Below are 17,046 nucleotides of genomic sequence, written 5' to 3' on the forward strand. Positions count from 1 at the left end.
CGAGGTGCTCCTTTTTATTTGTCTGGATTTATCATTCAAGTCACAGCGCTAATACCTATCACTGCGCTAACATCAATCACAGTAAGTAATATCGATAGTACTAACCTTTCCACTCATACAAAGCTGGGATTTCTATTTTCTGCTGATTGAATTCAATGATTACCGATTGTGGTTTAATCTCAAGCAACTGAATACCCCGCTCGATCCATTCCCCTTGAGCAACTTCATGTCCATTCACTTTTACCCAACGCTTAGTTTCGCTACTCGAGTACATGTGAGTTTGTAAGTCTAACTTAGGTAATACACCAGACAATCTATTGCCATGTGTTTCTAAACCGATGACCTGAGAATCCATATTCCCCACAGGTCTAGAATCCATCGGTTCAGGTGAAACCGACTGCTCTCCCATCATTGATTCAAGCTTCAACGCTAAATCGGGTGGCAACTCGGTGAGGTCTAACCCTTTTAGTAAATCACGGTCCGATTGCAGCGTGACATTATCATTATTCGTTCCAGGTTGAACTGACGGTTCAATAGATAATGGTTCAAAATTCGTTGCTGCTTGATTACTATTTTCTACATTTGCCACGATCGCTTTTGAATCACTAGCGATATTACCGATGTCGGTGCCCATCTTTGCATGTATCTCTTGACGCGGTAGTGCTTTCAAAAGCTGGATTACCGGTGCCGAGCGAACAGAAAATAATGCTTTATCATCTGCATCCACTGACACTGCATCCACACTGGCAATGCCAGAACCGGCAATTTGAGGCTCAAAGTCTGATTGAAGCTTTGATTCAGGCAGAGCTCCGGAGGCAACGGGGCTAGCCGAGCCTTGCTGCTGTTGATTATACGACTGATAAACCAAAACGCCGCCCACCAATAAAGAAGGCACCAAGACAAGGATCAGTCCCATTGTTAACGATGAACCTCGTTTGTTGCTAATCCCTTTAGCAGAACTAGGCACGTGATGGTTTTGGTAACCTTTAAAGCTAGGTTTATTATTAGAAGACTGTTTAAGCTCGTGCATAATACGTGACATTAGCTTTCGCCTCCTTCTAATGACATCAACTTAGGCGAGTCGAGTTGAGCTAATCTCTGCAACCTTGCTAAGGTGCGCTTACCTGCGATGCCATCAACAGACATGCCCTGCCAAGTTTGAAACGCTTCGATTTTCATTTTCAATTCATAGTCAAATACATCACTGCCCGATACGTCTTCACCCAAGACTTCTGAAAGCAATAGATCAAGTAAAGCAACCGCCTCACCTTGATAGCCCTCTTTCAGGGTCTCTCTTAGCGGCTGTTTCCAAATCGCGACATAATCACCTTGCCAAATTTGCTTTAAGGTGCGCTTAGGCATCACCAATAGCTTTTCGTTGACTAGGAGCTCAACAGACTCCTCAGACGCGCCATAAAGTACAGCAAACACAGGTTCTTGACCTAATTCCAGATTAAGAACCACGGGAACTCCAAGTTCAATCAAATATTCTAAATTGGCTTGATGTTGCTCACATACAAATACACTTTGTTGTTCACTCAAACATAGCCAATCACGAAGCGAAGATTCATACCCCCAAAGCGTGTATAGGTCCCTAATTGCAAGCGTTTGATTATTCCCTTGCCTTAAGTGATTCTGAACATCTTGTGGTAGTGCAAACTTCGAAGCCTTGAGATCTTGAACCGATATAGATTTATCATCCAATATCGGTGTTTCAGCCACAAATGAGCGTTGAGTATTCGCCGCTACTTCCGTTTTCACTTCACTGGAAGTATCCGCAGGCATCCATGAACTAATATAGGTTGGGGCGAAGTTAAAGGTCGCGATTGCAAGGCCGACACTTAATGTGGCAATCCCCGCGTATTGGATTAACTTTGGAACTACATGAGTAGCTTGAGTTTTCTCGACGTGATACACATCGGCCTGAAAGGACATGACCTGCTGACAAGCTCGGTTAACCGTTTCATTACTCAGTGATTTATCACCATCATGGAAAGCCAATTGCAGCGCTTTATCACACACCAAGTTAATGAGCCTCGGAATACCATGGGTATATTGGGAGATAAGCTTGATTGAACGATTCGAAAACAACATCTGCTCACCACCAGCCGTTTCCAAACGAAACGCGATGTACTTACCCGTTTCTTCGATATTAAGAGGTAATAAGTGATAGCGACCTGTAATCCGCTGCGCGAGTTGACGTAGCTGTGTGGTTTGTAAGTGTTGCTGTAATTCAGGTTGTCCAACCAACAGCACCTTTAATAGCTTACGACTGTCGGTTTCTAAATTGGTCAGAAGGCGTAGCTGCTCCAACACATCAGCTGCAAGGTGTTGGGCCTCATCTATCACCAATAAGGTTTGAATGCCTTCAGCATGGCTATCAAGCAGGAAGTGATGAATTGCCTGACTCAGCTGTTTCAACGATGCTTGTTCAGGGTATTCGACCTCAAACTCATCGCAGATAGCTTCAAGTAAATCTGAATTGGAAAACGTAGGGTTGAGTATAAGGCCAGCTTGAGTCTGATTATCGAGTGATGACAACATCGCTTTGGCGACCGTTGTTTTTCCAGTACCCACTTCACCAGTAAGCATCGCGAAGCCCCCACCTTCGCCTAAACCGGCTTGTAGGTTCTGCATCGCTTCTTGGTGACGCTGACTCAAAAACAAATAGCGAGAATTTGGTACAATCGAAAATGGCATCTCAACGAAGCCAAAATATTCCTTATACATGTGCTGCCCTATAATTACGATTAATGGAAAGTACCATTGCTCGCAGTAAAGTCCAGCAGTGATAAAACATTTCGAGGTGATAAGTTGCAAATATACGATAGCCGACCAAAATACAATGGGCTACAGCGCTATCTAGTCGGTGGAGCGGTACGCGATAAGCTGCTCAATATTGATAGTTATGATAGAGATTGGGTCGTGGTAGGAAGTACTCCTCAGGAGATGGAAAGCCTTGGCTTTACTGCTGTCGGGAAAGATTTCCCTGTATTCTTACATCCAAAAACCAAAGAAGAGCACGCACTGGCTCGCACTGAGAAAAAATCCGGTTCGGGTTATACCGGTTTCGAATGTTACTTTGCACCAGATGTGAGTTTGGAAGAAGATCTCATGCGTCGAGATCTAACGATCAACGCCATCGCTCAAGATGACAAAGGCCAACTTTACGATCCTTACCATGGCCAAAAAGATCTCTCTGATCGTATTCTAAGGCACGTCTCGGATGCCTTTGTTGAAGATCCTCTTCGTGTGCTGCGTGTGGCTCGCTTCGCCGCCAAACTCCATCATCTCAACTTCACGGTTGCATCTGAAACCATGGTGATGATGAGTGAGATAGTGCAATCCGGTGAACTGGCACACCTCACTGCCGAACGAGTTTGGCAGGAGTGGCATAAATCTCTTAGTACTCCGCATCCTGAAGTGTTCCTCTCTGTATTGAAAGAGTGTGGTGCACTAGCAGTCGTATTACCTGAGATTGACGCTCTATTTGGTGTGCCTCAACCTGAAAAATGGCACCCTGAGATCGACACGGGCATTCACACTCTGATGGTGGCTCAACAAGCAGCACTCTTAAGCCAGTCATTGCCAGTACGTTTTGCAGCTCAAGTGCATGACTTAGGTAAAGGTGTCACGCCAGAAAGCGAGTGGCCAAGCCACAAAATGCATTGCCATACAGGCTTAAAAATCATTAAGAAACTGTGTGAAAGAGTCAGAGTGCCCAATGAATTCAGAGACCTCGCGTTGTTAGTGTGCGAACAGCATTCTAATATCCATCGTGCTGGAGAGTTAAATCCAACCACCTTTCTCAAAGTTCTCAACAAGTTCGATGTATGGCGTAAGCCAGATAGACTCGACGATATACTGCTTTGCTGCCAGGCCGATCACGCAGGCCGAAAAGGATTAGAAGATCAACCGTATCCTCAAAAAGCGCGTTTTGAAGTGGCTTACCAAGCAGCACTTCAAGTCGAAGTTAAAGCAATCATTGCCGATGGTTTTCAAGGTAAAGACATTCGAGAAGAACAAGAGAAGCGCAGAGCTGCCGCGATTGAGATTGCCCTGTTAGAACTCGCTGATAATTAATCGTAATAACGCTGGTTACCATGCATTAAAAAACCCGCAACTAAGCGGGTTTTTCCGTTTCAATCTGTAGGACGAAACATTTGTCTTCGTAAGTCGAGCGCTACTGCATCATCAAGAAAGCAAATAGACCAAAACCTAAAATCAGGCGGTAGATAACAAACGGCGTCATACCCATACGAGAGATAAGCTTCAAGAAGAAGTGAATACAGATATAAGCACTGATGAAAGAAACCACGATTCCCGTTAGCAAAGTACCAACATGGATTGGATCACCACTGGTCACTAACTTCAGGCCCAAGTAACCACCAGCCAGAGTGATGATTGGGATAGACATCAAGAAAGAGAATCGAGCCGCCGCTTCACGTGTGAAACCAAGGTAAAGTGCTGCGGTAATCGTCGCGCCAGAACGAGACGTACCTGGGATGATAGCCATGGCTTGAGCAAGGCCAATAAACAGCGCCTTTTTCCAACCCGCTTGGTATTCGTCATCACGCAGGCTTGAGTTCTTATCCACCCACCATAGCAACAGACCAAAGATAATCGTGGTCGTTGCAATCACCCACGCACTGCGCAAGTAAAGCTCAACAATATCTTTCATCAACAAACCAAAGATACACGCAGGAATCGTCGCGAGAATGATCATCCACGCGAGCTTTGCTTCTTTACTGCGATCGCCTTTAAAAACTGAACCAAAAAATGCGCTCAACAGAGAGACCACTTCTTTGCGGAAATAGATAACGACGGCAGCCAGAGTACCGACATGGACCGCCACATCAAAAGCCAAACCTTGATCTTCCCAACCTAAAACAGCCGAAGGAAGGATTAAGTGTGCAGAACTGGAAATAGGTAAAAACTCAGTAAAGCCTTGCACCAACGCCAACATAAACGCTTCAAAATAACTCATTACTTACCTTAAAAATTATAGTGTTATATCAACGACAGAGAGCGTATCTAATTGCTGCATCTTCTGCCATATCTCACTGACGGTTCTTCCATCTTGCGGGATCACTCTCGCAGGACAAAGATCATAAAGTGGTTGTGTTACAAAAGGATATTTATAGATATCACTGCGTGGTAATTCTGGATCGCTCTCTGATACCACCTCTCCAAACAGCACAATATCAAGATCGAGCTTTCGATCTTGAAGCTTATGGGCATCTTGAGGGCGACCCCATTTAAACTCAATTTCACGCAGGTGCTGTGAAAATTCAGTCAATGAGAGTGATGTATCGATCTCAACCACAAAGTTATAAAACGAGTGGCTTTTAAACCCCACAGGCTCACAGTGATAGATCTTAGAGCATTTAAGGTTAGTCCCTAATGATTGAAGCTCTGTCCATGCCACCCTTGCATGCTTGTCGCGGTCTATGTTCGTGCCAACACCAACATAGGCTATTGTCATGCTTGGCCTCGTTCGATGATCACACCCACGGCTTTTGCTTGTGGTACTGCGCCAGGCTTCGCTAAACGGATTTTAATCCAAGGCACTGAGAACTGAGTCATAATCAATTCAGCGACTTCTTCTGCCACACGCTCAACCAATAGGAATCGGCCATTCGCAATGTGGTCAAGTACGGCAGTGCTGACTGTCGAGTAATCCAAAGCATCGACAACATCATCACTCTTACCTGCTGGGCGATTGTCATGAGCCATTTCAATATCAAGCACAAGTTTTTGTTTAATCTCTTGTTCCCAATCGTAAACACCGATCGTTGTAATTACTTCTAGCTGTTCAATGAAAACTTTATCCAGTGCCATGACTTGTCCTTTTAGAGGTCGGATACCCATACCGGGGAAAAAAACGTATTATTTGCGTAATTCCAGATATGATATCAATTACTCTTAGATTGAGCATTATTTTCCCATCGTTAGGCTTATAACTGTTTAAGGAAAAACATGACCCCATTGGCACTCATCATGATTATTGCTGCCTATTTACTAGGTTCAATCTCTAGTGCGGTCTTGATATGCCGAGTTTTAAGACTTCCTGACCCAAGAACTGTGGGGTCCAATAACCCCGGAGCCACCAATGTGCTTCGCGTGGGCGGTAAAGGCGCCGCGGCGGCCGTTCTGCTTTGTGACATGCTTAAAGGCACCATTCCTGTTTGGCTTGGCTACTACCTCAAGATCGATCCAATCATTTTAGGTGTTGTGGCGATCGCAGCCTGTCTTGGTCATATGTATCCAATATTTTTTCACTTTAAAGGTGGTAAAGGCGTCGCAACCGCACTCGGAGCTATCGCCCCAATTGGATTCGATCTAACGGGCATGATCATGGCGACCTGGTTGGTTGTGGCATTTTTGTTTCGTTATTCTTCTTTAGCTGCACTGGTTACAGTGTTGCTCGCACCTTTCTACGCTTGGTTAGTCAAACCTCAATACACACTGCCTGTGGCCATGTTGTGTTGTTTGATCGTCCTACGTCACCATCAGAATATCCGCCGTCTACTCGATGGCAGCGAACCAAAACTCGGGCAAAAAAAATCGGCTTAAACTGTCATGTCTAAGCCGAACCATTTTTAAACTAAGATACGTTTAAACCGACGCTAGTCTAATTCGGTCAATACCATTCGTTCTTTCATTGCTTACAGCAGATGTTTATCTAAAAACGTCTTCAGCATTGTGTTCACAAACTCTGGTTGCTCTAGCGAACTAATATGACCAGCACCAGGAATCACCACTAACTCACTGCCCGTAATGCAATCGTGCATTAGGTATGATTCCAGTGCCGGACGTGGTTTGTCTTCTTGCCCTACAGCGATCAAAACCGGCAGTGCAAAGCTCTCTACTGCTTCAATCATATCGCGACGTCCAAACACCATTCGACCAATTCGAGCCACTTCTTCAGCGTTCTCACCCTTAAGAGCTGATAATTTCTGAGTAAAGCCTTCCACTAAAGTTGGCGTATTTTTTTGAGCATCATTTGCAAAGAACAATGGAACAACCGCTTCAACAATCGGTTGAGGAACCATCTTGGTTTGAGTAATGGTGTCTAACATGCTGAAGTATTTAGCATGAGCAACTTCTGGTTCTAGGCCTACGAAAGTGTCCATTAGAACCAAAGACTTGATACGTGCACGTGCAAGTTCCGCTAACTCGGTTCCCCACATACCACCAACCGATAAACCGACTACGGAGAATTCTTCGATTTCTAAATGATCAAGCAGAGCCAAAATGTGTTGAGCGTAATCTTTTAAGTTGCGCATCGAGCTCGGCGCGGCTTGTGATTCACCATGAGACCAAAGCTCTGGAACAATACAGCGATACTGAGTTTTTAATGCATCGATCTGCGGCTTCCACATTGCACTGTCCCAAAGGTAGCTGTGGCCTAATACAACAACAGGGCCTTGACCTTCATCTAGGTACGCCATCGATTGATTGTCTACTGTGAACTTGTTCATTTTCTTCCCTAATCTCTATCAGCAATTATTTATCGACATACAGTCGGTAAGCTAGGATATAAAAACGGCCGCACTCAGCGACCGTTTATCGAAATACTATGGTTTATTTGGCGATTGGTTATGATTAAACAATCGGCTCTAGCTGGTCAATTGGCCAACGCGGTGTGGCATGGACAGATAAATCAGCCGTTTCACCATTCTTCAGGCGCTGCATGCCCGCATAAGCGATCATCGCACCGTTATCTGTACAGAACTCAGTGCGTGGGTAGTACACCTCTCCACCGATTTTCTTGGCTAATGCTTCAAGCTCAACTCGTAGTTGTTTGTTGGCACTCACACCGCCAGCAATCACGATACGTTTCATGCCCGTCTCTACCAACGCACGCTTACACTTGATTACCAAGGTCGCACAAACCGCTTCTTGGAACGCATAAGCGATGTCAGCACGAGTTTGGTCATCATTGTCATTAGCACGAATGGTATTTGCCGCGAACGTTTTCAAGCCCGAAAAGCTCATATCTAGGCCCGGACGATCGGTCATTGGACGTGGGAACTTAAAACGACCTGGCGTGCCTTTTTCTGCGAGTCGAGATAGCAGTGGACCACCTGGGTAATCTAAGCCCATTAGCTTCGCGGTTTTATCAAACGCTTCACCCGCCGCATCATCAATCGATTCACCAAGAATTCGGTATTCACCAATGCCTTTCACTTCTACCATCATGGTATGACCGCCAGAAACCAGCAGAGCAACAAATGGGAATGGTGGAGGATTATCTTCTAGCATTGGCGCAAGAAGGTGACCTTCCATATGGTGCACTGGCACAGCAGGCACGCCCCACGCATAGGCAATACTGCGACCAATCGTTGCGCCCACAAGCAATGCACCAACCAAACCAGGGCCAGCCGTGTAAGCCACGCCATCAATATCTTTCGACGTTAGGTTCGCTTCTGCCAATGCCGCTTTAATCAGTGGAATGGTTTTTTTTACGTGGTCACGCGACGCTAGCTCAGGTACCACACCACCGTAATCGGCGTGCAGCTTTACTTGGCTGTATAACTGATGAGAAAGCAGCCCTTGCTCATCATCATAAATTGCGATTCCTGTTTCATCACAAGAGGTTTCAATACCAATAATGCGCATAATTTTCTCGGCACGCTTTCGTCTAAAATGGGAAATTAGCGCAATATTACCCTGCCTAAGCTCTTCAAACAAATATTGTACAGACTATAATCGACAAAGTGCTTTACAAAGCCACTGTGATCGGATTAAAATTCCGCACCATTTTTGATCAAGCTGGTTAATGACCAAACGCGAATAGAGAGTTAGCTCGATGGGTAACTTCTCTGATTTGGTACTGAATAACCAGCGATAATGAATAACCCCTGAGGTGAAAGGCATATGCCAATAGTTAAAGTACGTGAAAACGAACCGTTCGACGTTGCACTACGTCGTTTCAAGCGCTCTTGTGAAAAAGCAGGTATCCTTTCTGAAGTGCGTCGTCGTGAGCATTACGAAAAGCCAACTACAGTTCGCAAACGCGCTAAAGCAGCAGCTCAAAAGCGTCACGCTAAAAAGCTAGCTCGCGAAAACGCACGTCGCGTTCGTCTGTACTAATAACTTAATCCATAAGGACTGAGTTATGGCTCTTATTGAACAACTCAAAGAAGAGCAAAAATTAGCGATGAAAGCCAAGGACAAACCGCGCCTTGGCACTATCCGCTTAGCTCTTTCAGCAATTAAGCAACGTGAAGTTGACGAACGGATCACTCTGAACGACGACGACATTATTGCTATATTAGTTAAAATGGTTAAGCAACGTCGCGATTCTGTTGCTCAATATGAATCGGCAAATCGTCAAGATCTTGCTGACGTGGAAAAAGCAGAAATTACGGTACTTGAAGGCTTTATGCCTCAACCGCTAACTGAAGAAGAAGTTATTGCACTACTTGATAGCGCAATTGCAGAAGCTCAACCTGCGGGCATGCAAGACATGGGTAAAGTAATGGCTATCTTGAAACCACAAATTCAAGGGCGTGCAGATATGGGTAAAGTTAGTGGTTTAGTTCGTTCTAAACTCGCTTAATCCCAAATCAAATTGCAACAAGCCGTGCAATCCTTCGGAACGCACGGCTTGTTTGTATCTGTAACCTATTCAAACTATTATTATCCACACTCTCAGTTAGTGCATTTTTCTAAGGTTTTATGGCAGGACACATCCCGCGTAGTTTCATCGATGATCTCCTAGCGCGTCTCGACATTGTCGATATTGTGGACGCACGCGTGAAACTTAAGAAAAAAGGCAAAAACTATGGTGCTTGTTGCCCATTTCACAACGAAAAGACCCCTTCTTTCAGCGTAAGCCAAGAAAAACAGTTTTATCACTGCTTTGGTTGTGGCGTACACGGCAATGCTATCGACTTCATTATGGAGTTCGAACGTCTCGATTTTGTTGAAGCGATTGAAGAGCTGGCCTCATTTTTAGGACTTGATGTTCCTAGAGAACAGCGCAGCGGTGAAATATCTACGGCGCCAAGAGCCAACAGCGAACAAAAACGTAACCTCTACGATTTGATGGGCGGCATCAGTAATTTTTACCGCTCTCAGCTGAAAATTTCAGCGAACAAACCTGCGATTGATTACCTAAAAAATCGCGGTCTTTCTGGTGAAATCGTACAGAAGTTTGGCATTGGCTACGTCGCTGATGAATGGGACTTGGTTCGTAAGAACTTTGGCCAACAAAAAGAAGCCCAAGACATGCTCGTTACTGGCGGCATGTTGATAGAAAACGATAAAGGCAACCGATACGATCGATTCCGTGGACGCGTGATGTTCCCGATTCGTGACCGTCGAGGCCGAGTGATCGGGTTTGGCGGCCGTGTCTTAGAAGACGGCACACCGAAATACCTGAACTCACCAGAAACGCCTATCTTCCATAAAGGCAAAGAGCTTTACGGCCTTTATGAAGTGCTGCAAGCCTACCGTGAACCGCCGCAAATACTTGTGGTTGAAGGTTACATGGATGTCGTGGCATTAGCGCAATATGGTGTTGATTACTCAGTGGCATCACTGGGCACCTCGACAACCGGTGACCACGTTCAAATGTTGTTCCGCCAAACCAGCACAGTGGTTTGTTGTTACGACGGTGACCGAGCAGGTAAAGAAGCGGCGTGGCGCGCACTCGAAAATGCGCTTGAATACCTGAAAACAGGTAACACGCTCAAGTTTCTGTTCTTGCCAGACGGTGAAGACCCAGACAGCTATATTAGAGAACACGGTCAGGCTGCTTTCGAACAGCTCGTCCACAATGCGACACCGCTTTCTACTTACTTGTTCGATAATCTTATTGAGATACACAAATTGAACTTGGGAACAACGGAAGGGAAGTCGGCACTGCGAGCACACGCAAGCGCCTTGATTAACAAAATCCCTGACAGTTATTTCCAAGAACTGCTCGAGAAATTATTGGATGAGCGTACTGGTTTTGATAACCAACTGAGACGAGCTCGTGTTCATACTAAGAACCCGACACCTCAACCGCATAAAGAACTGAAACGCACTCCAATGCGAGAAGTTATCGCTTTGCTTATCCAAAATCCGAGCTATGCTGATATGGTACCGGATTTATCAAGTGTCAAAGGCTTACAGTTGCCTGGACTAAGTTTATTCGTCGAAGTACTTGATAAATGCCACGCGCATCCCCATATCAACACAGGCCAATTATTAGAGCATTGGCGACACAATAAACATGAGGCGCTTCTGTCTCGTCTCGCGAGCTGGGAAATCCCCCTCGACGAAGACAATCAAGAAGACATATTTTTAGACTCATTGGACAATATCCTTGCCCAGTGCGTTGAAAAACAAATTGAAAACCTGCAGGCCAAAGCAAGAAGTGTCGGTTTATCAGCCGAAGAAAAAAGGGAGCTACTAGCTTTAATGCTAGATCTAAAAGCGTAACCCTGTTTGATTAGTCAGCATTTAATAAATTTGTTAACATAATTGGTTTGCATTTGAGAATGCAACGTCCTTCACCAGACCTGAAGTTGGATATCATCTATGGATCAAAATCCGCAGTCACAGCTAAAATTACTTGTTATTAAAGGCAAGGAACAAGGCTATCTGACCTACGCCGAAGTAAACGACCACCTACCTGCAGAAATCGTGGATTCTGAACAGGTAGAAGACATCATTCAAATGATCAATGACATGGGTATCAAGGTAGTAGAAACTGCACCTGACGCTGATGATCTAGCACTTAATGATGACGATGCCAATATAGATGAAGATGCAGCTGAAGCTGCTGCTGCTGCGCTGTCAAGCGTAGAAAGCGAGATTGGCCGTACAACTGACCCAGTTCGTATGTACATGCGTGAAATGGGTACAGTTGAACTACTGACTCGTGAAGGCGAAATCGACATTGCGAAGCGTATTGAAGATGGTATCAATACTGTTCAATTATCTGTAGCTGAGTACCCAGGCACTATTCCATACATCTTGGAACAGTTTGACCGCGTACTCGCTGAAGAGATTCGTTTAACAGATCTAATCAATGGCTTTGTTGACCCAGACGACGATGGCACAGCTGCGCCAACGGCGACTCACATCGGTTCAGAACTTGCTAAAACTGATCTAGAAGACGAAGACAAAGAAGAAGCAGAAGACGACGAGGAAGAAGAAGAGGAAGATACAGGTATTGATCCTGAGCTTGCTCTTGAGAAGTTCACAGCACTTCGCACTAGCTACCAAAACCGTCAACTCGCAATCAATGAATACGGCCATGAAAGTCCGAAAGCCACACTTGCAACGACAATGATGCAAGACGTATTCAAAGAGTTCCGTCTAACGCCAAAACAGTTCGATTACCTAGTAAACGAACTGCGTACTTCAATGGATCGCGTACGTACTCAAGAACGCCTAATCATGCGTCAAACGGTTGAGTACGGCAAAATGCCGAAGAAATCTTTCATTGCTCTATTTACTGGTAATGAATCTAGCGAAGCATGGTTGGACGAAGTTCTTGCTTCAGACAAACCATACGCTGAAAAGATCAAACGTAACGAACACGACATCCGTCGTTCTATCCAAAAGCTGGATATCATCGAACGTGAAACGTCTCTTACTGTTCAAAGCATTAAAGATATCAGCCGTCGTATGTCTATCGGTGAAGCGAAAGCTCGTCGTGCTAAGAAAGAGATGGTTGAAGCGAACTTACGTCTAGTAATCTCGATTGCTAAGAAGTACACAAACCGTGGTCTACAATTCCTGGATCTAATCCAAGAAGGTAACATCGGTCTGATGAAAGCAGTAGATAAGTTTGAATACCGTCGTGGTTACAAGTTCTCTACTTATGCTACGTGGTGGATCCGTCAAGCAATCACTCGTTCGATTGCCGACCAAGCTCGTACTATCCGTATTCCGGTTCACATGATCGAAACGATCAACAAACTAAACCGTATCTCTCGTCAAATGCTACAAGAGATGGGTCGTGAACCACTTCCGGAAGAGTTGGCTGAGCGCATGCAAATGCCTGAAGACAAGATCCGTAAAGTACTGAAAATCGCTAAAGAGCCTATCTCAATGGAGACACCAATCGGTGACGACGAAGATTCGCACCTAGGTGATTTCATCGAGGATACAACGCTAGAACTGCCTTTAGACTCTGCAACGGCAACAAGCCTGCGCGGCGCAACTAAAGACGTGCTTGCTGGCCTAACTCCTCGTGAAGCGAAAGTACTGCGTATGCGTTTCGGTATCGACATGAACACTGACCACACTCTAGAAGAAGTGGGTAAGCAGTTCGACGTTACTCGTGAACGTATCCGTCAAATCGAAGCAAAAGCACTGCGTAAACTTCGTCACCCAAGCCGCTCAGAAACTCTACGCAGCTTCCTAGACGAGTAATTACACGCTTTAGTGTGGTTAGCTTTTAAGCATAAAATAAAAAAGGTGAGCGTTGGCTCACCTTTTTTGTACCTGTATGATTTAAGTGGCTAAGATGTAAGCGGAATTGCCCCTCATAGTGTCTAGACACCAATGAATGCTTCCCCTATAATCTATGCCCTACGGCCCCTTAGCTCAGTGGTTAGAGCGCACGACTCATAATCGTTCGGTCCCCAGTTCAAATCTGGGAGGGGCCACCAAATTAGAAAAGCCAGAACAGTTCACGCTGCTCTGGCTTTTTGCTTTTCTGAAGCTGTACAACTCACAGCTATGTTTCCTACAAATAACCAATCGTCCACACAATTCCAATTCCCTCTATGTGACTAAATATACTTTTCTTTTATAAAAAAATCGGCAATATGAGAGCACGTAAATAATTCAATAGTTCAGGGAAGACTCATGAAAGACGAAACGCTCTCGATTCACTTCGGCTACGACACTGATCCAACAACCAAATCGGTTGCGACCCCTATTTACCAAACCGTTGCTTACGAATTCGATGACGCACAACACGGCGCCGACCTCTTCAATCTTGCGGTTCCCGGTAATATCTACACTCGCATAATGAACCCAACCAATGATGTATTAGAAAAGCGTATGGCGGCCTTAGAGGGTGGTATTGCTGGCTTAGTGGTGAGTGCAGGCAGCGCGGCGATCAACTATGCCATTCAAACGTTGGCACAAATCGGTGACAACATCGTTTCAACGCCTCAGCTTTACGGCGGTACTTACACTCTATTTGCTCACATGCTGCCAAGTCAAGGGATAGAAGTTCGCTTTGCCAAAGACGACAAACCAGAAAGCTTAGCGGCACTGATTGATGAAAAAACCAAGGCGGTTTACTGCGAAAGTATCGGCAACCCAGCAGGTAATATCATCGACTTAGAACGTGTTGCCGAACTTGCTCACGCAAAAGGTGTGCCTGTGATTGTCGATAACACGGTAGCAACACCTGTACTGTGTAAACCTATCGATTTTGGTGCTGATATTGTGGTGCACTCGCTAACTAAATACGTTGGTGGTCACGGAACAACACTCGGTGGCGTAATTGTCGATTCAGGAAAATTCCCATGGGCAGAGCATAAAGATCGCTTCCCAGTTTTTAATCAGCCAGAGCCTTCTTACCACGGTGTGGTGTACACCGAGGCTTTTGGTGACGCCGCGTTTATTGGACGTGCTCGAACCGTTCCACTGCGTAATACGGGTGCAGCACTGTCGCCAATGAATGCCTTCATGCTAATGCAAGGTCTAGAAACGTTGTCGCTACGCATGGAGCGACACACAGAGAACGCACTAAAAGTAGCAGAGTACCTTCAGCAACATGAGAAAGTGAGTTGGGTGAGCTACGCTGGTTTACCAACGTCTGAGTTCTATCCGTTGGCTGAGAAATACATGCAAGGTAAGCCATCGGCCATTTTATCTTTTGGCTTGAAAGATGGTTATGAAGCGGGTGTTCGTTTCTATGATGCGCTACAAATCTTCAAGCGCTTGGTGAACATTGGCGATGCAAAATCTCTCGCTTGTCACCCTGCTTCAACAACGCATCGTCAATTAAGCGAAGCAGAGCAAAAACAAGCGGGCGTATCACCAGAGATGATTCGCCTTTCAGTAGGCATTGAGCACATTGACGATATCTTGGCTGACCTAGAGCAAGCGCTTAATACTTAATAACAGTAAAGCTATCTCTAACACTGATCGTTAACTCACAGACACAAAAAAGCCCATCACAGGATGGGCTTCTTATTATCTAATTTTCTGTGATAGGTTGGCGATTACTCAACCGTTACCGATTTCGCAAGGTTACGAGGTTGGTCAACGTCGGTCCCTTTGATTAATGCTACGTGGTAAGACAACAGCTGCATCGGTACTGTGTAGTAGATAGGTGCTGTTACTTCACTTACGTGAGGCATCTTGATGATCTTCATGTTCTCATCGCTTTCAAAGCCAGCGTCTTCATCTGCGAATACGTAAAGTAGACCGCCGCGAGCACGTACTTCTTCAACGTTTGATTTCAGCTTCTCTAGCAAGTCGTTGCTTGGTGCAATAACGACTACTGGCATATCTGCATCGATAAGAGCCAAAGGACCGTGCTTAAGCTCACCTGCCGCGTATGCTTCTGCATGAATGTAAGAGATCTCTTTCAGCTTCAGAGACGCTTCCATTGCTATTGGGTAGAACTCGCCACGACCTAGGAACAATGTGTGGTGCTTATCAGCAAAATCAGGTGCTAGTGCTTCAATTTCTTTATCAAATGCCAATGCTTTTTCAATATCAGCAGGCAGTTGATGCAGTGCTTGAACGATTTCAGCTTCTTTCTCTTCATTGATACGACCTTGTAGATGACCAATTGAAGTTACCATCATCAGCATAGCCGCTAGCTGTGTCGTGAAGGCTTTAGTTGAAGCAACGCCGATCTCAGTTCCTGCGCGAGTCATGAAGGCAAAATCAGATTCACGAACTAGCGAAGAACCCGCAACGTTACAGATAGTCATTGCGGACATGTATCCCTTCTCTTTTGCCAAGCGAAGTGCAGCAAGCGTATCGGCCGTTTCACCTGACTGGGAGATAGTTACCAATAGGCTATTCGGGCGAACAACGAAGTCACGGTAACGGAATTCAGAGGCAATCTCTACGTCACAGCTTACGCCTGCTAGAGACTCAAACCAGTAACGTGCAACCATGCCAGAGTTGTAAGACGTACCACATGCGATGATCTGCACATGCTCTACCTTGCTTAGAATCTCTTCGGTTTTAACACCAATTGCGTTGGTGATAACAGACGTTTCAGAGATACGACCTTCCATTGTATTGATTAGCGCTGTTGGCTGCTCAAAGACCTCTTTCTGCATGAAGTGACGGTATTGACCTTTATCACCTGCATCGTGTTCTGCGTTTGATTCAACGATGTCTCGCTCTACACGCTCGCCCGCTACATCAAATACCGTAACATCACGACGAGTTACCTCAGCAACATCACCTTCTTCTAGGTACATGAAGCGACGAGTTACGTTTAATAGCGCTAGTTGGTCTGATGCCAGAAAGTTCTCACCGACACCAAAACCAATAACAATAGGGCTACCTGAGCGAGCAACAACAATACGGCTAGGATCTTTACGATCAACCACCACCGTGCCATACGCACCATCTAGTTGTTTTGCTGTTTTTTGTAGCGCTTCAACCAAAGAAGCTGAAGTGCGAAGTTCCCACTCAACTAAGTGAGCAATAACTTCCGTATCCGTTTGTGAAGTAAACACGTAACCGCGCTCTTTCAGTAGAGCGCGCAGTGCTTCGTGGTTTTCGATAATGCCGTTGTGTACAACTGCAATATCACCAGACATGTGTGGGTGTGCATTCGCTTCAGATGGCTCACCGTGTGTTGCCCAACGTGTATGGGCGATACCAGTACCGCCAATAACATGTTGCTGATCGACTGCGTCTGCTAGCTCTTGTACTTTACCAAGGCGGCGTACACGAGTTAGATTAGACTCGCTATCAACTACAGCGACACCCGCTGAATCGTAGCCTCGGTATTCTAGGCGGCGAAGGCCTTCTACTAAAATTTCGGCTACATCACGCTGTGCTACTGCACCAACAATTCCACACATAGTTTCACTCCATCAATTT

15 protein-coding genes and 1 tRNA gene are annotated in these 17,046 nt (G+C 45.4%); 8 read left to right on the plus strand and 8 right to left on the minus strand.

The features are described 5' to 3' along the window. Positions 1–100: 100 nt before the first annotated feature. Positions 101–1,042 carry a general secretion pathway protein GspB gene (locus ACED42_RS03290; RefSeq protein WP_269335502.1) on the minus strand — a complete coding sequence of 314 codons (942 nt, stop codon included), beginning with the start codon at positions 1,040–1,042 and terminating at the stop codon, positions 101–103. Then, the gene (locus tag ACED42_RS03295; RefSeq protein ID WP_371701394.1) at positions 1,042–2,730 is read right to left on the minus strand and encodes an AAA family ATPase; all 1,689 of its coding nucleotides are present in this window, start codon (positions 2,728–2,730) and stop codon (positions 1,042–1,044) included. The genes ACED42_RS03290 and ACED42_RS03295 overlap by 1 nt, the downstream gene beginning before the upstream one ends. Before the next feature lie 36 nt (positions 2,731–2,766). On the opposite strand from ACED42_RS03295, the gene ACED42_RS03300 reads away from it, so the two are divergent. Then, a complete protein-coding gene (locus tag ACED42_RS03300; RefSeq protein WP_371701396.1) occupies positions 2,767–4,083 on the plus strand; it encodes a multifunctional CCA addition/repair protein in 1,317 nt (438 codons plus the stop codon). 100 nt (positions 4,084–4,183) lie between these two features. Here the strand turns inward: ACED42_RS03300 and ACED42_RS03305 are convergent, their stop codons facing one another. The 3 genes from ACED42_RS03305 to folB are packed head-to-tail and all read right to left on the minus strand — an operon-like array spanning position 4,184 to position 5,841. Continuing rightward, entirely contained in the window at positions 4,184–4,987 is an 804-nt protein-coding gene (locus tag ACED42_RS03305) for an undecaprenyl-diphosphate phosphatase (protein WP_004735967.1), read from the minus strand. Between the two features lie 15 nt (positions 4,988–5,002). Beyond that, complete coding sequence (gene folK, locus ACED42_RS03310) at positions 5,003–5,485, minus strand: 2-amino-4-hydroxy-6-hydroxymethyldihydropteridine diphosphokinase (protein WP_012603184.1); 483 nt, start codon at positions 5,483–5,485, stop codon at positions 5,003–5,005. Beyond that, positions 5,482–5,841, minus strand: a complete 360-nt coding sequence (folB, locus tag ACED42_RS03315; RefSeq protein WP_004735969.1) for a dihydroneopterin aldolase — start codon at positions 5,839–5,841, stop codon at positions 5,482–5,484. Before folB ends, folK begins: the two co-directional genes overlap by 4 nt. Positions 5,842–5,979: 138 nt before the next feature. On the opposite strand from folB, the gene plsY reads away from it, so the two are divergent. Beyond that, positions 5,980–6,576 carry a glycerol-3-phosphate 1-O-acyltransferase PlsY gene (plsY, locus tag ACED42_RS03320; protein ID WP_009847793.1) on the plus strand — a complete coding sequence of 199 codons (597 nt, stop codon included), beginning with the start codon at positions 5,980–5,982 and terminating at the stop codon, positions 6,574–6,576. Positions 6,577–6,668: 92 nt separating this feature from the next. Here the strand turns inward: plsY and ACED42_RS03325 are convergent, their stop codons facing one another. Both ACED42_RS03325 and tsaD read right to left on the minus strand, forming a co-directional pair. Next, the gene (locus tag ACED42_RS03325) at positions 6,669–7,484 is read right to left on the minus strand and encodes an alpha/beta fold hydrolase (RefSeq protein ID WP_371701398.1); all 816 of its coding nucleotides are present in this window, start codon (positions 7,482–7,484) and stop codon (positions 6,669–6,671) included. A gap of 124 nt (positions 7,485–7,608) precedes the next feature. Then, the gene (gene tsaD / locus ACED42_RS03330; RefSeq protein WP_009847795.1) at positions 7,609–8,625 is read right to left on the minus strand and encodes a tRNA (adenosine(37)-N6)-threonylcarbamoyltransferase complex transferase subunit TsaD; all 1,017 of its coding nucleotides are present in this window, start codon (positions 8,623–8,625) and stop codon (positions 7,609–7,611) included. Positions 8,626–8,883: 258 nt separating this feature from the next. Between tsaD and rpsU the strand changes: the two genes are divergently transcribed. The 6 genes from rpsU (at position 8,884) to ACED42_RS03360 (ending at position 15,090) form a co-directional block, all read left to right on the plus strand. Further along, complete coding sequence (gene rpsU / locus ACED42_RS03335; protein ID WP_004396009.1) at positions 8,884–9,099, plus strand: 30S ribosomal protein S21; 216 nt, start codon at positions 8,884–8,886, stop codon at positions 9,097–9,099. A 25-nt stretch (positions 9,100–9,124) separates the two neighbouring features. After that, positions 9,125–9,568 carry a GatB/YqeY domain-containing protein gene (locus ACED42_RS03340; RefSeq protein ID WP_009847797.1) on the plus strand — a complete coding sequence of 148 codons (444 nt, stop codon included), beginning with the start codon at positions 9,125–9,127 and terminating at the stop codon, positions 9,566–9,568. Positions 9,569–9,687: 119 nt separating this feature from the next. Next, positions 9,688–11,439: a DNA primase gene (dnaG, locus tag ACED42_RS03345; RefSeq protein WP_012603181.1), complete on the plus strand. Its 1,752-nt coding sequence runs from the start codon at positions 9,688–9,690 to the stop codon at positions 11,437–11,439. A gap of 99 nt (positions 11,440–11,538) precedes the next feature. Further along, entirely contained in the window at positions 11,539–13,383 is a 1,845-nt protein-coding gene (gene rpoD, locus ACED42_RS03350; protein WP_009847799.1) for an RNA polymerase sigma factor RpoD, read from the plus strand. Between the two features lie 163 nt (positions 13,384–13,546). Beyond that, positions 13,547–13,622: transfer RNA gene (locus ACED42_RS03355), tRNA-Ile, on the plus strand. A 199-nt stretch (positions 13,623–13,821) separates the two neighbouring features. After that, on the plus strand, positions 13,822–15,090 hold the full coding sequence (locus tag ACED42_RS03360) for an O-acetylhomoserine aminocarboxypropyltransferase/cysteine synthase family protein (RefSeq protein ID WP_371701401.1): 1,269 nt from the start codon (positions 13,822–13,824) through the stop codon (positions 15,088–15,090). A gap of 104 nt (positions 15,091–15,194) precedes the next feature. On the opposite strand, the gene glmS is transcribed toward ACED42_RS03360, so the two are convergent. Next, on the minus strand, positions 15,195–17,027 hold the full coding sequence (gene glmS / locus ACED42_RS03365) for a glutamine--fructose-6-phosphate transaminase (isomerizing) (RefSeq protein ID WP_371701403.1): 1,833 nt from the start codon (positions 17,025–17,027) through the stop codon (positions 15,195–15,197). Between the last annotated feature and the right edge of the window lie 19 nt (positions 17,028–17,046).

This window comes from Vibrio sp. FF145 (assembly GCF_041439075.1).
GTDB lineage: Bacteria > Pseudomonadota > Gammaproteobacteria > Enterobacterales > Vibrionaceae > Vibrio > Vibrio tasmaniensis_A.